Source organism: Fictibacillus solisalsi (assembly GCF_900103485.1).
Lineage (GTDB): Bacteria > Bacillota > Bacilli > Bacillales > Fictibacillaceae > Fictibacillus_C > Fictibacillus_C solisalsi.
Genome location: NZ_FNHW01000001.1, coordinates 986,580 through 1,004,609, shown reverse-complemented (window position 1 = coordinate 1,004,609; position 18,030 = coordinate 986,580). Strand labels below are relative to the sequence as shown.

The window sequence follows — 18,030 nt, the reverse complement described above, 5'->3', positions numbered from 1 at the left end:
CTGTTATTAATTCAACGCTTTATTGATCGCATCAATGACGCGGTCAGCCTGAAATGGTTTTACAATAAAATCCTTAGCTCCAGCCTGGATCGCATCAATAACCATTCCTTGTTGTCCCATTGCAGAACACATGATGACCTTTGCACCGGAATCCACCTTTTTAATTTCTTTTAAAGCAGTGATTCCGTCCATCTCCGGCATTGTGATGTCGAGGGTAACAAGGTCCGGTGAAAGTTCCTTATACATTTCAACCGCCTGTTCTCCGTCTCCCGCTTCTCCGCAGACCTCAAATCCGTTTTTGGTCAGAATATCTTTTACCATCATTCTCATAAATGCTGCATCATCTACTACTAAAATACGTTTAGCCATTTGTTCTCACTCTTTCATTTATAAATTTTTCAGTCTGTCTTTTCTGCTTACAATCTCTGTTACTCTGACACCAAAATTTTCATCGATAACAACAACTTCCCCTTTGGCAATCAGTCTTTCATTCACCAGAATATCCACCGGTTCTCCTGCCAGCTTGTCCAGTTCCAAAATCGACCCCGGCGACAATTCCAAAATCTCTTTAATGCTCTTTTTCGTCCGTCCAAGTTCAACCGTTACCTGAAGCGGAATATCCAGAAGCATATCAAGGTTCTTCGTTTCCTGATACACACCAGAACTTTCTTCAAAATCTGAAAATACAGCGGGCTGAACAGATACAGCTGTATCAGGTTCCAAACTTTGCGGGCGAGCTACGTTTGAAGGAATGTCATCCAACACCAATGGTTCTTTGACTGCAGTGATTTCGCTCTGTAAATGTTCTCCATAAGTTACTGCAGCCTGATCCACGGCTGGAGTCATAAGCTCGGAAACCAGGTTTTGCGAAAAATCCGTTTGCATCAGCTGCATAATGCTGGAGTCAATCAGTTCCCCGACCTTCAGCCGGAAGGAAACTTTGATAAGGATATCCTGGTCGCCAATCATATCTGAAGAGTCATTAAAGTCCAGCACATCAATTACAGGTGGCGAAATATCCACCCGTTTATTAAATATGGAAGAAAGAGAGGTTGAGGCAGAGCCCATCATCTGATTCATCGCTTCTCCGACGGCACTGAGCTGCATTTCTCCAAAATCTGCAGAAGGGCTCTTCCCGTCCCCGCCGAGCATCAAATCGGCAATAATCTGGGCATCGGTCGTTTTAATCACAAGCAGGTTTGTGCCTTGTATCCCTTCTACATATTCCACTTTTACTGCTACATGCGGAATGGGAAACTCTCCCTGCAACTCTTCTTTTTTGATCACCGAGACCGTCGGCGTTGTAATCTGGACTTTTTGATTCAGCAAGGTTGATAAAGCGGTTGAGGCACTGCCGAATGAAATGTTGCCGACTTCTCCAAGTGCGTCCTGTTCCATTGAATTCAGAAAATCTTCGATGCTTGGATCATCATCTGATGTCTTGCTGGCTCCGCTCAGCAACGCATCAATCTCATCCTGAGAGAGCATATTTCCGCTATTCATTTACTCGTCCCCCTCTATTTGTTCTAAAATCTGGACCGCCATTCTGTTTTTTGCTTTTCCAGGCTGGGCCATAAATTTTTTATTGTTCTCCACATACACAGCCAACGGCTGATTGATCTTTTTGTTTAACTGAATGATATCGCCTGCATTCAACTGCAGAAACTCTTCTACATTCATAATGGCCGTACCCAGCTGCACGGACACCGGAAGCGGGGTTTTCCGGATTTTTTGTTCAATGAGCGCTGCTTCTTCGGGCAACAATTCCTTTTGGCTGTTTTGCATCCAATTATGCACCGAAAGCTTGGAAATGATCGGATCCAACAGGACCTGCGGAAGACAAACGTTCATCATGCCGCTCGTTTCACCCACTGTTGTGGAGAGTGAGATAACAACCACTGTTTCATTCGGCGATACCATTTGCAGAAATTGGGGATTCACCTCAAAATCCGTTACCGTAAAATCGAGTTCAACCACATTGCTCCACGCTTCCTTATAGGTGGTTAATGCATTTTTAAACAAACGGGAAAGTATTCTCGTTTCGATTTCGGTTAAATGAGTCACCTTGTTTACACTTGCTCCCCATCCTCCCATCAGCCGGTCCATCATGGAATAGGCGATATTGGGATTGACTTCAACGAGAAGGCTCCCATCGAGCGGCCTGGCTTCTACAATGTTCAAAATGGTCATTCGCGGTATGGAGCGTATGAATTCCTCATATGGCAGCTGGTCAACGGATACGACGGAAATTTCCACATAGGTTCTCAGCTGTGCTGCAAAAAAAGTAGTCAACAAGCGTGCGAAATTTTCATGTACCCTTGTAAGACTTCTGATCTGATCTTTCGAAAACCGCAGCGCCCGTTTAAAATCATAGGTTTTTATTCTTTGTTCTTTTTCTTCTCTTCTCAATTCTTCAGCATCCATTTCCCCCGTGGAAATGGCAGAGAGGAGCGCGTCTATTTCATTTTGGGAAAGTACTTCCGACAATCGCCTCACCCTTTATATATGATGAATTCCTTATTGAATAATTTTCTCGGTCGTATAAACCTTTTTAATGATTCCTTCCTGCATCAGTTTATTAATTCTTCCTTTTAAAAGGTCTTCCAGATGGCGGATTCCTTTTTGGCCTTGCAAATCCCCGGTTTTCATGCCGGACAATTCATAGATAATAATATTGTTGACTTGAAACAGTCTCTTTTCGAGTTCGGCCTTGCCGTCTTCTCCGTCAGCCTGGATTTTAAATTTGATCTTAATAAATGATCGATCGGCCAGATTTGTTGTAATTTCCTCGGTTTCTACTGTTATTTTTTCCAGCTCTTCCGCTGTAGGTTCTGCGGCCGCCGTTTTAGGAGCCAGTTCTTTAATAACAAAGTAGGCGGCAATCCCGCATACGACAAGGACGGAAAATACAATGAGGATCGCCCTGTTCTTCGCAGACTTTTTGACTTCGTTTTCCATTCAATCCTCCTCACTTTCTGTTTGTGTTAGAGGGAAAAGGGAAATCCTCCGATAAAAGGCTGCCGCCTTTTGGACAACTTCACACTCTGCTTCTTTAACAACAACTTTCCTTCCCGAAGTCAGCGTAACGGTTGTATCTGGAAATGATTGAACCTGTTCAATATAAATTGCATTCAAGGTAAAGGTGTCACCGTTCAATTTAGTTAACATAATCATATTATTGTTTATTAATAAGGCTCCCCTTATTTTTTCCTCCGTTCCAGCCTATCGTTTAAGATTCACAAGCTCCTGCAATATTTCATCCGAGGTTGTAATGATTTTCGTGTTGGCTTGAAAGCCTCTTTGTGCCACAATCATGTCGGTGAATTCTTCAGAGAGGTCGACATTGGACATTTCCAGTGCGCCGGATACCAAATCTCCAGCCCCGCCTGTACCAGGAGAAGTATTGGAGACAATCTGTGAATTTGCGGTTGGACGGTAAAGATTGCTTCCTGCCTTTTCAAGTCCGCCAGGATTGGTTACCTTCGTAATTCCTATAGAGGCACCCGGACTGGCAGCACCCACGACCGTAATCTTTCCGTCCGGCCCGATGCTGAAGCTGCTTGCGTTTTGCGGGATGGTAATCGGGTTGTTTCCTGTATCGAGCAACTCGTATCCGTCTCCATTTACAATCGTACCGTTATTGTTTAAATAAAAATTCCCTGCACGTGTCAGCAAATCTCCATTTGAGGTTCTCACCTTGAAGTACCCGTCACCCGAAATGGCAAGGTCGAGGGCTCTTCCTGTGGTTTGAGTGCTGCCCTGAGTATCGATCGTATCGATGGTTGCCAGCTGGGAGCCAAGCCCTACCTGTTTTGGATTCGTTCCGTTGGATGCACCGGCAACTTGCTGGCTGACAAGATCCTTAAACGTTGCTCTCCCTTTTTTAAAGCCATAGGTGTTCACATTGGCAATATTGTTTCCGATCACATCCAGCTTGGTTTGAAAGTTCTTCATCCCGCTGATTCCTGAATACATTGAACGTAGCATTTTGAATTCCCCCTATTTTTTAATATGTTTTTGTTAACTGTTCCTGTTTTCGAGCTTTGTAATGGATGACTGATCAATCACAGTTCCATCCTCTAATTGGAATTTGGAGGTATCATTTTCAAATAAAACCGCCTTAACTGTGCCTGTTTTCCTCTCTTGTTGTGTTCCATCAGCATTTGTCGTTTCCACGGTATAGGACACGCTTTTGCCGATCATTCCGCTCTGCAGCATGAACGTCTGTGCCGATTGTTTTGAAATCAATTGATCGATGCTGCTGTTCATATTGGTCAATTGCTCCAGGGAAGAGAAGGTTGCCATCTGGGAGATAAATTCTTTATCTTCCATGGGGCTTGCCGGGTCCTGGTTTTGCAGTTGGGTCATCAATATTTTTAAAAAATCGTCTTTGCCCAAAACAGATGATCCGCCAGACTGTGTGTCCCTTTTTTGAAGCGAAGATAAATACAAATCATTGTTTATCGTTGAAGACATCTTTATTCCTCCCTCACCATGTCTTGAAGCAAGTCGTCAAATTCCTCTTCTGTCCGCCTCTCCTGCATAGGCGGGCGGCCACGGTCCTGCTGCTGTCCGGAATTTGAGCCCTGCTGCGTGAACCCCTGTTCAGGTGACTGGTCCAAGATAACCACTCGGTCAAGCAGTATTTGGCTGCTGCTTAAGTTACTCTTCAGCAGATGAATATGGGACTCCATCATTTCTTTTGCACCCAGGGAGCTCGTCATGATTTTGGCTGACAGTTCACCATTTTTGGAGATCAGTTCAATATTCAAGGTTCCAAGATGTTCAGGCGTAAGCCGGATGTTTAGTTTTGCCACTCCATTTGTACGTGCTGAAAATTTGCCGGCAAGAATGATTTTTTCAATCTCCTGGACAAATGTATTTGTACTTTCTCCTTTTATTTCCGGTTGAACATGAAGCTCAAATTGCTTCAGTACTGGAACAAAGCCGCTCTGCCCCATAAAAGATACCGGCCGGTTGGTATGTTTCTGACCATCTGTCTCACTTATCTTTTGAGACATTGCCGGTATTATGTTTTTCTGGTTTTTTGCTATGAAAGGTTCAAGAAAAGGTTTTCCGTTCAAAGGTGCACCAGGTTTTGCTTCCTGTCCAGTCAATCTCTGCTCCAGCTGTTCGGCCAGCATATTCACAGAAAAATGATGCTGCTCTTTTAAAAAGGGAAACAACTGCTTGATTCCTTTATGAATGCCGGATATGACGTCATCCGTTGCTTTTGTTGCAGTTGATGTTGAATATTTTCCTTCTACCACCTCCAGAAGAATGAACGCCGTGATCAATTGTGCAGATGGAGATGATCGTTCCCTTTTCAAAGAAACAGGCAATTGAACATTTTGTACAAGATTGGTAATCTCGGAGACCCATTCAGCGGGCAAATGCTGCAACAGGCTCTTAACTTCCGGTATATTATCCAGTACATCTTCTTGAGATTGACCTTCCTCTTTCAGATATCCAACCCACCCTTCTATCAGGCTCTTAAGCTCCTCACTGATTGTCCCGAAAGGCGATTCGGCTTGTTTAGGTGATTGTATATTTTTTTGGGACCGTGCAAGCTCTTCGGAAAAAAGGGAGGAACCGGGAGATGCACTAATCGGTAAAGCACACCTTTGTACCACAACCGGCAAGCGGTCCATCCCTGCCATTTCAGCCATTTTCACTCTGCTTCCCCTCCGTTAGTTTGATTGCATTTTTAACGTCAGATCTGCGGCCTTGCCGGGATCCATCTTGGCCAGGATGCTGCTCGTCACTTCTTCATCCAGAGCTTTCATGATGTCAGCCGCATCTTTTATATCCATCTTGGACAAGATGGCCGCGGCATTTTTCGGAGACATCGAATTATACCAGGCGGTAATTTTCTTTTGCTTCAGCTGTCCATCGTCTTTGGTGACAGAGCCCTCAGTTTCGGTTGTATTATCCTCCGGCTGGTTTTGTGCTGCGGTCAAATCCGCTTTCAGGCTCTGCACTTCTTTCTCTTTTTTATCCACATCGTTTTGAAGAAGCTTGATCATATGATCGCGTTCCTTAACTTTCTTTTCCCAATATGCCTTTTCTGATTGAACAGTATTTTCATTAAAGGATGCAGCATGTTGATCCTGATGAGCCAATGATGACAGACCAGGAAGATGGCTGCCAATTTCCCTTGCCTTTCCAGCAAGATCAACACCAAGAAACATAAGGATCATTCCCATAATGACGACAACAAAAAGCGCAGGCATAATGATTACAAACAAAAACCAGGAAAACTTTTTCGTTTTTTCTTTTCCTTCCAACCTCTCCACCTAATTTCAATGGTTTATATAGCGCAAAATGGAGTATTCATCATTCTGCTTGTTTTCAATGGCTGTCAGCGATTGCTGATAGTCAGAAAACTGCCGTTCCTTCATCTTTTCAAATTTTTTGACTTCCATTGTTTTTTCGAGCAGTTGAATATGCACATGATTCATCTTCTCCCTCGCTCTTTGCACCTGTGTTTGGATACTGCCGATTTGCTGGGTAAGAGAAAGCAGGAACCGCTGAGTTTGCTGAATCTCGTTAATAACCATTTTTGTTTTAAACTGGTTGCCGGAATGCTGCTCGATTTCTTCTTTTTTTTTCAGCAATTCATAAAGTGACTGAGCCAGCTGTTCAAACTTTTTTACACTTTCTCCGTACTCGGATTGAACGACTTCTTTTTCCTTTGTTTTAATGGATAATAGTTTTTCCATATTAAATTGAAATGCCATAGTTACTGTTCTCCTCCAAACTCGCTCATCAATCTGTAGATCGAATCATAAAAAGAAACTTTCTCTTCTACATCCTGTTTTAAAAAGGACAGGATGCCAGGATGGAAATCAATCGCCTCGTCAATTTTCCTTGAAGAACCTCTCTTGTATGCACCGATGGCTATAAGGTCTTCCGCATCGGTATAAACAGCGAGCAGATCCCGAAACTTTTGAGCAGCCTTTTTGTGGCTGTCATCCACAATGTCATTCATGACCCGGCTAATACTTTTCAGCACGTTGATGGCAGGAAACTGACCTTTGTTCGCCAGATTCCGGTCAAGAACAAAATGGCCGTCCAAAATTCCCCGTACAGTGTCGGATATGGGTTCATTCATATCATCTCCGTCCACAAGCACAGTGTAAAAGGCCGTAATCGAACCTTGCACATCGGTGCCCGACCGTTCAAGCAATTTTGGCAATAGTGCAAAAACGGAGGGCGTATAGCCTTTTGTGGTCGGCGGTTCTCCTACAGCCAGCCCTATTTCGCGCTGGGCCATCGCGAAACGGGTAACAGAATCCATCATCAGCATGACGTCTTTCCCCTGATTTCTAAAATATTCTGCGATCGCCGTGGCCGTTAGCGCCCCTTTTATCCGCATCAGCGCCGGCTGGTCCGAGGTGGCAACCACAACAACCGATTTTCTCAGCCCCTCTTCCCCCAGGTCCTTTTCAATAAAGTCCATCACCTCGCGGCCCCGCTCTCCAATCAAGGCAATAACGTTTAAATCTGCTGTTGAGTTTCGAGCGACCATACCCATCAGGGTGGATTTACCCACACCGCTTCCGGCAAAAATACCTACTCTCTGTCCTTTTCCTACAGTCAGCAGACTGTCAATTGAGCGGATGCCAAGGTCTATGCTTTCCTTGATCCTCGGCCGCCTCATGGGATTGGGCGGTTCATTTTCGGTCGGAAAAGGGCTCAGCCCCTTTGGAGCGGGACTGCCGTCGAGCGGGTTGCCGAGCCCGTCGAGTACTTGGCCTATAAGTGCGTGTCCGGCTTTAATTTGCATTGGCCGGTGAGTGGCCTCCACCAGACTCCCTGCACGAATCGATTGTATTGCCGTGAAAGGCATTAACAGCACATTTTCTTCCTTGAATCCCACCACTTCGGCTTTGATCTTTTGACCGTTTCCTGCATGGATATAGCACATGTCTCCGATCGATGCCTGCGGTCCTCTTGATTCAATCATGAGCCCAACCACCTGTGTTACTTTTCCATATCGTTTATACGTATCCAGCCGGTCGATGATCTGATTCAGTTTATTTATGTTCAGCATGGTACTCACCCAGCGTTTCGATCAGTTTTTTCTTCAGTTCATTTAATTGGCTGTCCAGTCCGGCTTCTATTTTGCCGAACGGAAATTCCACCACACAATTATTTTCGTTTAACTCAAAGTCAGGATAAATGAACAAGGTAGCCGAATGCATCAAAACCTGCTGAATCTCTTGTTTGGCATTTTGTGTGGCCTCATACCAATTGGGGTGGACATACAGTTTAACGTCTGGATATTCCCTTACTTCATTCAGCAATCTTTTAATAAGGTCTTTCCAGGCTTCTGGATTTTCGGTCAGCACATCTCCCACAAGTTTTCTAGCCATTTTGCTGGCCAGTTCAATGATCATCGGCTCCGCACTTTCCAAATAGCGGAGATAGTCCTCTTTGGATCGGTCAACCGTTGCTTTTGCCATGGTCAACAAATTTTCATAACTTTCCCGGCCTTCCATTTCACCGGCTGAAAATCCTTCCTGATACCCTGTTTGACGGGCGTTTTCCCTCTCAGCAATTACCTGCTGCTGCCATTCCTCTTTACTTCTTAAAAGAAATCCTTCATGCTGTAGCCGTTCCTGTTCCATTTTTTTCTTGGCTTCCTGATACTTTCTTTCAGTTTCTTTCAAAAGGGCATCCGCTTCGCTGCGGGCATCAGGCTGGCAAGAACGTTCTTCACGCTTCCCGGTTTTTGGCATTACATGCTGAATTTCTATTTTACGGTTGATTTCCTTTTGTAAAGCAAGGGAAGACTTTATGATCCTAGACAACGATATCATCTCCCCCGCCTCTTGCGATCACAATCTCACCTGCGTCCTCAAGCTTGCGGATCAGACCGACAATTCTCGACTGAGCCTCTTCCACATCACGAAGCCTCACTGGCCCCATAAATTCCATTTCTTCTTTATAATTTTCAGCCATTCTCTGCGACATATTGTTAAATAAGACTTCTTTTACTTCTTCACTGGCCGCTTTCAAGGCAAGCAGCATGTCTTCATTAGGCACTTCTCTGATGATTCGCTGAATGGCCCGATTGTCGAGACTGACGACATCCTCAAACACAAACATTCGTTTCTTGATTTCCTCAGCGAGCTCTGGATCCTGAATTTCGAGGGCATCGAGAATGGTTTTCTCAGTTGCCCTGTCCACGCCGTTAAGCACATCAACCACCGATTCCACCCCGCCAGCCTGTGTGAAATCATTGCTTACGGTTGCCGACAGCTTTTGCTCAAGAATTTGTTCCACCTCGCTGATAATCTCTGGAGACGTACGGTCCATCACCGCAATCCTTCTTGCAACATCGCCCTGCATGTCCTGAGGCAATTCTGAAAGAATTTGCCCTGCTTGCCCAGCGTCAAGGTAAGAAAGGATCAGGGCGATCGTTTGCGGATGTTCATTTTGAATAAAGTTTAAAATTTGTCCCGGATCAGCTCTTCGTGCAAAGTCAAACGGCCTGACTTGAAGAGTCGAGGTGAGCCTGTTAATAATATCCATCGCTTCTGATTTCCCTACCGCTTTTTCTAATACTGTTTTGGCATAGCCGATGCCACCCTGTGAAATATAATTCTGAGCAAGAGCCAGGTGATGAAACTGTTCCAGAATGACCTCCTTCACCTCTGCATCCACTTTTCTGATCTGAGAGATCTGAAGAGTCAGACGCTCAATTTCGTCTTCATGCAGGTGTTTGTAAATTTGCGCCGCTGCATCAGGGCCCATAGAAATCATCAGCATGGCCGCCTTTTCTTTTCCACTTAATTCTTTAACACTCTTAGCCACAGCCATCCTCCTATTCTTCCGAAAGCCATGTACGGAGCAGTTTTGCAAATTCCTCCGGCTTGTCTTTTGCCATTTTTTCGATCTGCTCTTTTCTAGTATTCTCTTCAGCATCGAGAGCCATTTTCACTTCCGGCACGTTATAGAATGTTTCATCGGTGAGGTAATCTCCCGCATCCAACTCTTCATCTGTATTTTTTCTCCTGATGAGAAGGATGGCCAGAACAAGAATCACCGCGACCAATAATCCGCCGGCTATATAGATCCACATTGGAAGGCCTGCCTTCGCCGGTGCTGTGGTTTGCTGTTTTCCATTGAACGGCTTGGCGGAAACAAAAATTTTGTTGTCAATCTGCTGCTGGTTAAGATCTTGAGAAGTCTCTTTCGAAATGCTAGTACGCACGATATTTCCAAGCATCTTTTCAATATCATCCAGCGTTCCCTGGGGAAGAGAAGATGGATCATCTGGTTTTGGAGGTTCAACCATCACTTGAATTCCGAGGTCTTTTACTTCATAAGGACTTTTTACAATTTCATTTTTGATTCTGTTGACTTCATAATTAATCCGGTCTTCCGTTTTTTCATAGTCTCCATTGCCATTACTATCGCCGCTCTGATACGTTGGGATATCACTTTCCCCAGTATTATCCACACCACCGGCTTGTGCACCCGTTCCGCTATACGTCTCTTTTACCTTTTCAGCACTTATTTTGATGCCTTCCATTTTTTCTTTGTCTACCGGCTCGACAAGTTTTTGTTCTGATTTTTCTTTTGTAAAATCAACATCAGCGGTCACCGTAGCAACCACTTTGTCAGGTCCCACGATTGCGCCCAGCATTTGCTGGACCCTCTGCTGCAGGTCTTTTTCTATATCCTGCTTGATTTGACGCTGTTCTTCATAGGCCGACATGTTTGAATTTGTTCCCGCCTGGTCCAAAGAAAAAGTATTTGAGTACTGGTCGGAAATCACAATATTTTCAACCGGCAGATCAGGTATACTTTTGGAAACCAAATGATAAAGGGACTGTACTTGGCTTTGGTCAAGTTTGTAGCCTGGCTTAAGGGTAAGAACGACCGATGCAGAAGAGGCGGCTTTTTCATCGGCCACCCATATGCTTTTGTCAGGAGTGGTAATCATTACACTTGCCTCTTGAATACCGTTGATGCTTTTTATCAGCTTCTCAATTTCGGTTTGTGTAGCTTCTTTTTCGATCACATTAAATTCATTGTCTGTCATGCCAAAGCCTTTATTTTCACCGAAGTAGGAGTAATCGATGCTTCCACTTTTCGGAATACCCTCAGCAGCAAGATCCACTTTCAACTGATCCACCACATCTTCTGGCACTGAAATGACCTGGCCCCCGTTGGTAAGCTCAGAAGTGATTCCTTTTGAATCCAGACTTTCTTTTATCTGCCCTGCTTCTTCAGGGGAAAGATTCGAATACAAAGGAACCAGTCGTGGCTTTAACAGAAAGGTGGCTAAAAATGAAGCCACAAAAATTACAAACACTATCGAACCTATAAGAATGATTTTTTGTTTTTTCGTTTTCTCTTTAAACGTTGTATACATGCTCGTCATGGCGTGTTTCAATTTATCAATCATACTTTCCCCCGATTAACTTCTATGAAGGACCCTTCTATGCTTTTCAAAAAAAAACGAACAACCTACCCCTACAAACAAGGATAACTCTTCGAATTATATTTATAATGAATCCTATAGTTGTGTTCTCATCACTTCCTGATAAGCTTCAACTACCTTATTTCTGATTTCCAATGTAGTTTGCAAGGTTAGACTGGCTTTCTCTGCAGCAATCATTGCTTGATGCAGGTCTGTTGTTTTTCCTGTTACCAGCTGCTCTGTTGCCTGGTTTGAGGCCCGCTGTGAATCATTAACATTCTTAAGCATTTCCCCGAGCATTGTTGAAAATGACTGCTCTGCTGCTGCGGGGCTTTGTTTTTGTGCCGGATAAGCGGCTTTTGCCAAATGGACAGGTGAAGAAATAGTAAATGAGCTCATATGTATCTCCTATCTTCCAATTTCTAGTGATTTTAAATAGATTCCTTTTGCCGCATTAAGAGCGGTTACATTCGCTTCATAAGATCGCGTGGTGCTGACCAAATCAACCATTTCTTTTAAAGGGTCCACGTTTGGCAGCCGAACGTATCCATCAGCATCGGCATCTGGATGATCCGGCTGGTAGACCGTTTTAAACGGCGTTTTATCTTCGACGATGCCATTAATCTTTACTCCCCCTACTCCTTTTGCCGATTGAAACAGGGACTTAAATGAGTTTTCGTTCGGGCTGGTGACCACCATTTTTCTTCGGTAGGGCTCCCACTTGCCGTTTATCATGGTTCCGCGTGTGGAATCCGCATTGGCAATATTTGATGACGTCACATCCATTTTCAGGCGCTGTGCCGTTAAAGCTGAGGCTGAATTATTTAATGCCGTAAACATCCCCATCTTACGCTCTTCCTCCTTTAATCACCATTTCAATAGAATTGAATTTCCCGTTCAGTTGCTGTACAAGCGCCTGGTTCATGATTTGATTTTTTGCAAGTTCGGCCATTTGTTCGTCTAAATCCACATTATTGCCATTGTTATTGATCTGGGTACTGTTGCTTCGTTTCACAGAAAAACCAGACTTCGTTCCCGAACTGAAGTCGAGATGTCTGCTTTCAGTACGAAAGGCCTGCAGGCTCTCCTGAAGCTTGGTATGAAATTCGACATTTTTCGCTTTGTAGTTGGGTGTGTTGATATTAGCTATATTATCTGAAATCGCTTTTTGCTTTAATGCCGTGCCATCGAGGCTTCTTTCCAGCATTTGAAAAACAGGACTTGAAAACATTTAAATCCCCTCTTTTTTACTACTATTATTTTAAAAGAGTGCCAAATCTTACCGTTCTTACATATTTTAAGTGATAAAACCAAAAAGTGTCTATGTATTTTTTCCTAAATCGACTTTTTTCGATATAAAGACCTAAATATTTAATAGGTCTTTATTCCCGATGTTTTTTTACTAAAACCCTTTCATAGAGTGAATGGACTATATCTTTTTACCTGTTATTCTTCTTCAAATTTCGACACAATCCTTTATTATCCATGAAAAAAAGGCCATCCTGCCCACGAGGCAGAATGACCTATTCTTTTGAGCTTTTTAGCTCGTTTTTAATTTGGATAGTTCAAGAAGGAATTTATCGTTAAGCACTTTAATATACGTACCCTTCATTCCTAGAGAGCGGGATTCGATGACACCGGCACTCTCAAGCTTACGGAGAGCATTGACGATTACTGAACGGGTAATCCCTACTCTGTCCGCGATTTTACTGGCTACGAGCAGTCCTTCATTTCCCTCAAGTTCCTCAAAAATATGCTCGATTGCTTCAAGCTCACTGTATGAAAGGGAGCTGATCGCCATTTGCACGACGGCTTTATTTCTCGCTTCTTCTTCAATCTCTTCCGCTTTTTCACGCAGAATTTCCATTCCAACAACCGTTGCACCGTATTCGGCCAACAGAAGATCATCATCGTTGAACGAGTCCGTGAGCCGGGAAAGGATCAAAGTCCCAAGACGCTCTCCTCCCCCGATGATCGGTACGATAGTTGTCAGGCCAGAAGAAAACAATTCTTTGTTTTCAACTGGAAATGCTGTATATTCACTGGCAATATCCAGATTGGACGATGTTTCAGTCACATTAAATAGTCCTTTGGTATACTCGGAAGGAAATTGACGTTCTTCCAGCATTTTTTTCATACGCTCGTTTTCTATTTCCTGTTTCAAGGAAATACCAAGAAGCTTGCCTCTTCTGCTGACAACAAAGATATTTGCTTCAATTACATCCCTTAGCGTTTCCGCCATTTCTTTAAAATTAACGGGCTTTCCGCCAGACTGTTGCAGCATCGCGTTCAGCTTTCTTGTTTTTTCTAATAAATTCATTTCATTTTCCTCCTACAGAATGTACTGGCTTAAATCCTTATTCTTTGCGATAGACGCAAGTTTTTCTTCTACATACTCTGGTGTGATTTTTATCGCATTCATCGTAACATCCGGTGCCTCAAAGGACAAGTCTTCAAGCAAGCGCTCTAAGATGGTGTGAAGTCTTCGTGCTCCAATGTTATCTGTTTCCTGGTTGACCTGAAAGGCTATACTTGCAATCTTAGAAATAGCTTCGTCAGAAAATTCAAGATTTATACCTTCTGTTGCAAGCAATGCCTTATATTGTTTTAAAAGGGCGTTATCCGGTTCAATAAGGATTCTCGTAAAATCTTCCACCGAAAGTTTCTCGAGTTCTACCCGGATGGGAAAACGGCCCTGCAGCTCGGGAATCAGATCAGATGGTTTTGCCATATGAAACGCACCTGCTGAGATAAACAGAATATGGTCCGTTTTAATGGAACCGTATTTGGTCATCACAGTTGATCCTTCCACAATGGGAAGAATGTCTCGCTGCACACCTTCCCTGGATACATCGGCAGTATTTTGATTTTTTCCTGCGATTTTATCAATTTCATCTATGAATATAATACCTGTTTGCTCCGTTTTGTAAACCGCATCACTTGTTACTTCATCCATATCAATCAATTTTGCCGCTTCATCCTGGGTAAGAACCTTTCTGGCCTCTGAAACTGGCAGCTTGCGCTTTTTCTTTTTCTTTGGGACAAGGCCGCCCAGCATATCCTGCATGTTCAAACCGAGCTGGTCAAGTCCTGCCCCCTGGAACATATCCATCATGGAATGATTTTGTTCCTCAACCTCTACGGTTACCAGATGATTTTCGAGTTCGCCCATCGCCAGCTTATGGGCCATTTGCCGCCGCTGCTGGGTAATGGATTGGTCTTCTTCACTATCATTAGATGTTTGTGACTGACCGTTACCTGAACCAAAAAACATTTCAAGCGGATTTTTGTAGCTGCTTTCTTTTTGCTTGCCGGGAACGAGCAGTTCAACAAGCCTTTTATTGGCGTTTTCCTCGGCTTTGTCTTTCACTTCATGCATTCTTTGTTCTTTAACGAGGCGGATGGATGTTTCAACCAGATCCCTGACCATGGATTCTACATCCCTGCCCACATATCCTACTTCGGTGAACTTGGTGGCCTCCACCTTGATGAACGGTGCATTCACAAGCTTTGCGAGTCTGCGGGCAATTTCGGTTTTCCCAACACCGGTTGGCCCGATCATGAGAATATTTTTAGGTGAAATTTCATCTCTCAGTTTTTCGTCAAGCAGCGCTCTGCGGTACCGGTTTCTAAGCGCAACGGCGACCGCCTTTTTGGCATCCTTCTGACCCACAATGTATTGATCCAGCTTTTCGACGATTTGCCTTGGAGTTAACTGAGTATTCATCTCTTCCCACGCCCCTTCTACAGCTCTTCAAGAATAATTTGGTTATTGGTATAAACACAGATCTCTCCGGCAATTTCCAGAGCGGCTCTGGCAATTTCAGCAGCGGAAAGATGGGGAGCATTCCTTTTTAGCGCTCTTCCTGCAGCAAGCGCATAATTTCCGCCCGAACCGATAGCCAGAATGCCATCATCCGGCTCAATCACTTCGCCTGTTCCTGAAATGAGCAGGAGGCTTTCGTTGTTCATCACAATCAGCATGGCTTCAAGTTTTCTTAATACCTGATCCGTGCGCCATTCTTTGGCAAGCTCAACACTGGCCCGTGCCAGGTTTCCGCTGAATTCCTCGAGCTTAGCTTCGAATTTTTCGTATAATGTAAAGGCATCTGCCACCGATCCGGCAAATCCGGCAAGTACTTTTCCCCCGAAAAGCCTGCGGACCTTTTTAGCAGTATGCTTCATTACAACTGCATTTCCCATTGTGACCTGCCCGTCTCCAGACATCGCAAATTTCCCATTGTGATGGACGGCAAAAATCGTCGTTGCATGAAATGTTTGTGTCATAAGAAAAATCCCTCCTTATTCTCATTTATGCACGAGGATGCGTGTTATTATAAATTTTTTTTAAATGATCTTTTGTGACATGAGTATAAATCTGTGTGGATGACAGATGCGAATGCCCAAGTAGCTCCTGTACGGCCCTCATATCGGCGCCTTCGTTCAGAAGGTGGGTAGCAAACGTATGGCGCAGTACATGGGGGCTGATATGTACGGTCAGTGTGGTCTGCTCAATCAGGCGGTTTAAAATCGTTCTTACACCTCGGGGGGTTAAGGGACCGCCTTTATAGTTAAGAAAAAGCGTTTTTGCAGGTTGGCCCGCTTTCTCTGACAATTCCTTTCTGCCTTCTTCTATATATCGGCTGAGTGCTTCAATCGCATAACTGCCCAGCGGTACGTACCGTTCTTTTCTGCCTTTTCCTTTGATAAGAACCGTTTCAATATAAAAATCAAGGTCCTCAAGCTGGATTTGGCAGCATTCACTGACCCGGATTCCTGTGCCATACAAAAGTTCCAGTATCGCCTGGTTTCGCTGGCCAAGCGGAGTGGACAGATCACTCACATGAAAAAGCTCAGCCAACTCTTCCTCGTAGATAAAATGCGGAATGCTCTGGCCCTTTTTTGGGAGGGAAGCCAAAGCAAACGGGTTATGTTCAACAATCTTTTCCCGGTTTAGAAAACGATAAAAGCTTCGGAGAGACGATATTTTCTTGGCAACAGTCCTTCGGGAGTACGACTGTTCATGAAGCCACGTCAAATAATGTCTCACCAAAAGATAAGAAACAGCAGCGAATCCTTCGATTGCTTGCTGTTTCATAAACGACTTAAAATGCAAAATAGCTTTTTCGTAGTTTTCCGTTGTATGATGTGAACTATTTTTTTCTATTTGCAAATACTCGATAAACATCTTCAAATAGCGGTCATTTAAATCCACTTATCACACCTCACAAAGCCCCTAAATCTTATCACAGATCAGGGGCAATAACAAGCAAGTTCACAATTTTGTTATAAAATTCTGAATTGTTTCCAGCGCTCTGCCAGCTAAAGCTTCATAACGTTCCTTTTTATTCCTAATTCGCGTTTCAAGGGTAGGCAGCAAGCCAAAGTTGGCATTCATCGGCTGGAAGTTCTTTGAATTGGCGGTCGTAATGTAGTGTGCCATGCTTCCGATTGCCGTTTCCTGAGGAAACTCCAGTAATTCCTTGTCTTCCATCAAACGGGCAGCATTGATCCCTGCAATCAGACCGGAGGCCGCACTTTCCACATAGCCTTCCACACCCGTCATTTGACCGGCAAAGAACAAGTCTTCTCTGTCTTTAAACTGATACGTCTTTTTCAGGAGATTTGGAGAGTTGATGAACGTATTTCTGTGCATCACTCCATACCGGACGATTTCTGCTTTTTCAAGCCCCGGAATGAGCTGAATCACTTCTTTTTGCGGTCCCCATTTCAGATGCGTTTGAAAACCTACTATATTATATAACGTACCCGCACTGTTATCCTGTCTTAACTGGACAACTGCATATGGCTGTTTCCCGGTTTTCGGGTCTTCAAGACCTACCGGTTTAAGCGGGCCAAACAACATGGTTTTTTTTCCTCTCGCTCCCATGACCTCTATCGGCATGCAGCCCTCAAAGAAAATTTCTTTCTCAAATTCCTTGAGAGGCACCGTTTCAGCAGCAATGAGCGCTTCATAAAAACGGTCAAATTCTTCTTCTGTCATCGGACAGTTCAGATAAGCCGCCTCCCCTTTGTCATAGCGGGACTTTAAGTAAACCTTGTCCATGTCAATGCTCTCCACATCAAGGATAGGAGCCGCTGCATCATAAAAATACAGATAATCTTCCGAGGTGAGTGCTTTCAGGGAATCTGAAAGCTCTTTCGAAGTCAGCGGCCCTGTAGCAATGATGGTCGGGCCTTCAGGTATGCTTGTTACTTCTTCTTCAAACACCGTTACGTTTGGATGATTTTTTACGCGATCGGTAACAAGAGCCGCGAATTCATGACGGTCAACGGCAAGAGCACCGCCCGCTGGAACCGAACAGTCATCAGCTGACGCAATGATGACAGAATCCAGTTTTCTCATCTCTTCCTTCAGCACACCTACCGCATTGGTCAATGTGTTGGAACGAAGGGAATTGCTGCACACCAGTTCAGCAAATTTATCCGTATGATGTGCTGGTGTTTGTTTTTTTGGTCTCATCTCGTACAGATGAACCTTTATTCCTCGCTTGGCGATCTGCCAGGCTGCTTCACTTCCTGCAAGCCCGGCGCCGATTACGTTCACATAATCTTTCATCCTGCTTAATACT

General features: G+C 44.1%; 22 protein-coding genes. All 22 read right to left on the bottom strand.

Features of this window, described 5'->3' with window-relative positions:
• Positions 1–6: 6 nt before the first annotated feature.
• Complete coding sequence (locus BLT53_RS05265) at positions 7–369, bottom strand: response regulator (protein ID WP_061969449.1); 363 nt, start codon at positions 367–369, stop codon at positions 7–9.
• An 18-nt stretch (positions 370–387) separates the two neighbouring features.
• Positions 388–1,503, bottom strand: a complete 1,116-nt coding sequence (gene fliY, locus BLT53_RS05260; RefSeq protein ID WP_090233270.1) for a flagellar motor switch phosphatase FliY — start codon at positions 1,501–1,503, stop codon at positions 388–390.
• Entirely contained in the window at positions 1,504–2,487 is a 984-nt protein-coding gene (fliM, locus tag BLT53_RS05255; RefSeq protein ID WP_090233269.1) for a flagellar motor switch protein FliM, read from the bottom strand.
• 30 nt (positions 2,488–2,517) lie between these two features.
• Positions 2,518–2,958: a flagellar basal body-associated protein FliL gene (gene fliL / locus BLT53_RS05250; protein WP_090233268.1), complete on the bottom strand. Its 441-nt coding sequence runs from the start codon at positions 2,956–2,958 to the stop codon at positions 2,518–2,520.
• Entirely contained in the window at positions 2,959–3,174 is a 216-nt protein-coding gene (locus BLT53_RS05245) for a flagellar FlbD family protein (RefSeq protein ID WP_090233266.1), read from the bottom strand.
• 48 nt (positions 3,175–3,222) lie between these two features.
• Positions 3,223–3,987 carry a flagellar basal body rod protein FlgG gene (flgG, locus tag BLT53_RS05240; protein ID WP_090233265.1) on the bottom strand — a complete coding sequence of 255 codons (765 nt, stop codon included), beginning with the start codon at positions 3,985–3,987 and terminating at the stop codon, positions 3,223–3,225.
• A 33-nt stretch (positions 3,988–4,020) separates the two neighbouring features.
• Positions 4,021–4,476, bottom strand: coding sequence for a flagellar hook assembly protein FlgD (gene flgD / locus BLT53_RS05235; RefSeq protein WP_090233263.1), 456 nt, complete (start codon positions 4,474–4,476; stop codon positions 4,021–4,023).
• Positions 4,477–4,478: 2 nt separating this feature from the next.
• Positions 4,479–5,669: a flagellar hook-length control protein FliK gene (locus tag BLT53_RS05230; protein ID WP_244520464.1), complete on the bottom strand. Its 1,191-nt coding sequence runs from the start codon at positions 5,667–5,669 to the stop codon at positions 4,479–4,481.
• Between the two features lie 21 nt (positions 5,670–5,690).
• Positions 5,691–6,287: a MotE family protein gene (locus BLT53_RS05225; protein ID WP_090233260.1), complete on the bottom strand. Its 597-nt coding sequence runs from the start codon at positions 6,285–6,287 to the stop codon at positions 5,691–5,693.
• A 15-nt stretch (positions 6,288–6,302) separates the two neighbouring features.
• Positions 6,303–6,740 (bottom strand): flagellar export protein FliJ, encoded by a 438-nt coding sequence (gene fliJ / locus BLT53_RS05220; protein ID WP_090233258.1) that lies wholly within the window; start codon positions 6,738–6,740, stop codon positions 6,303–6,305.
• Between the two features lie 2 nt (positions 6,741–6,742).
• Positions 6,743–8,056 (bottom strand): flagellar protein export ATPase FliI, encoded by a 1,314-nt coding sequence (gene fliI, locus BLT53_RS05215; protein ID WP_170834242.1) that lies wholly within the window; start codon positions 8,054–8,056, stop codon positions 6,743–6,745.
• Positions 8,040–8,816 (bottom strand): flagellar assembly protein FliH, encoded by a 777-nt coding sequence (gene fliH / locus BLT53_RS05210; RefSeq protein WP_170834241.1) that lies wholly within the window; start codon positions 8,814–8,816, stop codon positions 8,040–8,042. Before fliH ends, fliI begins: the two co-directional genes overlap by 17 nt.
• A complete protein-coding gene (gene fliG, locus BLT53_RS05205) occupies positions 8,809–9,828 on the bottom strand; it encodes a flagellar motor switch protein FliG (protein ID WP_090233255.1) in 1,020 nt (339 codons plus the stop codon). Before fliG ends, fliH begins: the two co-directional genes overlap by 8 nt.
• A gap of 4 nt (positions 9,829–9,832) precedes the next feature.
• Positions 9,833–11,422 carry a flagellar basal-body MS-ring/collar protein FliF gene (gene fliF, locus BLT53_RS05200; protein ID WP_090233253.1) on the bottom strand — a complete coding sequence of 530 codons (1,590 nt, stop codon included), beginning with the start codon at positions 11,420–11,422 and terminating at the stop codon, positions 9,833–9,835.
• Positions 11,423–11,533: 111 nt separating this feature from the next.
• Positions 11,534–11,836 (bottom strand): flagellar hook-basal body complex protein FliE, encoded by a 303-nt coding sequence (gene fliE, locus BLT53_RS05195; protein WP_090233252.1) that lies wholly within the window; start codon positions 11,834–11,836, stop codon positions 11,534–11,536.
• 9 nt (positions 11,837–11,845) lie between these two features.
• A complete protein-coding gene (gene flgC / locus BLT53_RS05190) occupies positions 11,846–12,283 on the bottom strand; it encodes a flagellar basal body rod protein FlgC (protein ID WP_090233250.1) in 438 nt (145 codons plus the stop codon).
• Position 12,284: 1 nt separating this feature from the next.
• Positions 12,285–12,668, bottom strand: a complete 384-nt coding sequence (flgB, locus tag BLT53_RS05185) for a flagellar basal body rod protein FlgB (RefSeq protein WP_170834240.1) — start codon at positions 12,666–12,668, stop codon at positions 12,285–12,287.
• 309 nt (positions 12,669–12,977) lie between these two features.
• Entirely contained in the window at positions 12,978–13,757 is a 780-nt protein-coding gene (gene codY / locus BLT53_RS05180) for a GTP-sensing pleiotropic transcriptional regulator CodY (protein ID WP_061969417.1), read from the bottom strand.
• 12 nt (positions 13,758–13,769) lie between these two features.
• A complete protein-coding gene (gene hslU / locus BLT53_RS05175) occupies positions 13,770–15,164 on the bottom strand; it encodes an ATP-dependent protease ATPase subunit HslU (RefSeq protein ID WP_090233249.1) in 1,395 nt (464 codons plus the stop codon).
• 17 nt (positions 15,165–15,181) lie between these two features.
• The gene (gene hslV / locus BLT53_RS05170) at positions 15,182–15,724 is read right to left on the bottom strand and encodes an ATP-dependent protease subunit HslV (protein ID WP_061969414.1); all 543 of its coding nucleotides are present in this window, start codon (positions 15,722–15,724) and stop codon (positions 15,182–15,184) included.
• 25 nt (positions 15,725–15,749) lie between these two features.
• A complete protein-coding gene (xerC, locus tag BLT53_RS05165) occupies positions 15,750–16,652 on the bottom strand; it encodes a tyrosine recombinase XerC (protein ID WP_280138793.1) in 903 nt (300 codons plus the stop codon).
• 60 nt (positions 16,653–16,712) lie between these two features.
• Positions 16,713–18,017 (bottom strand): FADH(2)-oxidizing methylenetetrahydrofolate--tRNA-(uracil(54)-C(5))-methyltransferase TrmFO, encoded by a 1,305-nt coding sequence (gene trmFO, locus BLT53_RS05160; protein ID WP_090233247.1) that lies wholly within the window; start codon positions 18,015–18,017, stop codon positions 16,713–16,715.
• Between the last annotated feature and the right edge of the window lie 13 nt (positions 18,018–18,030).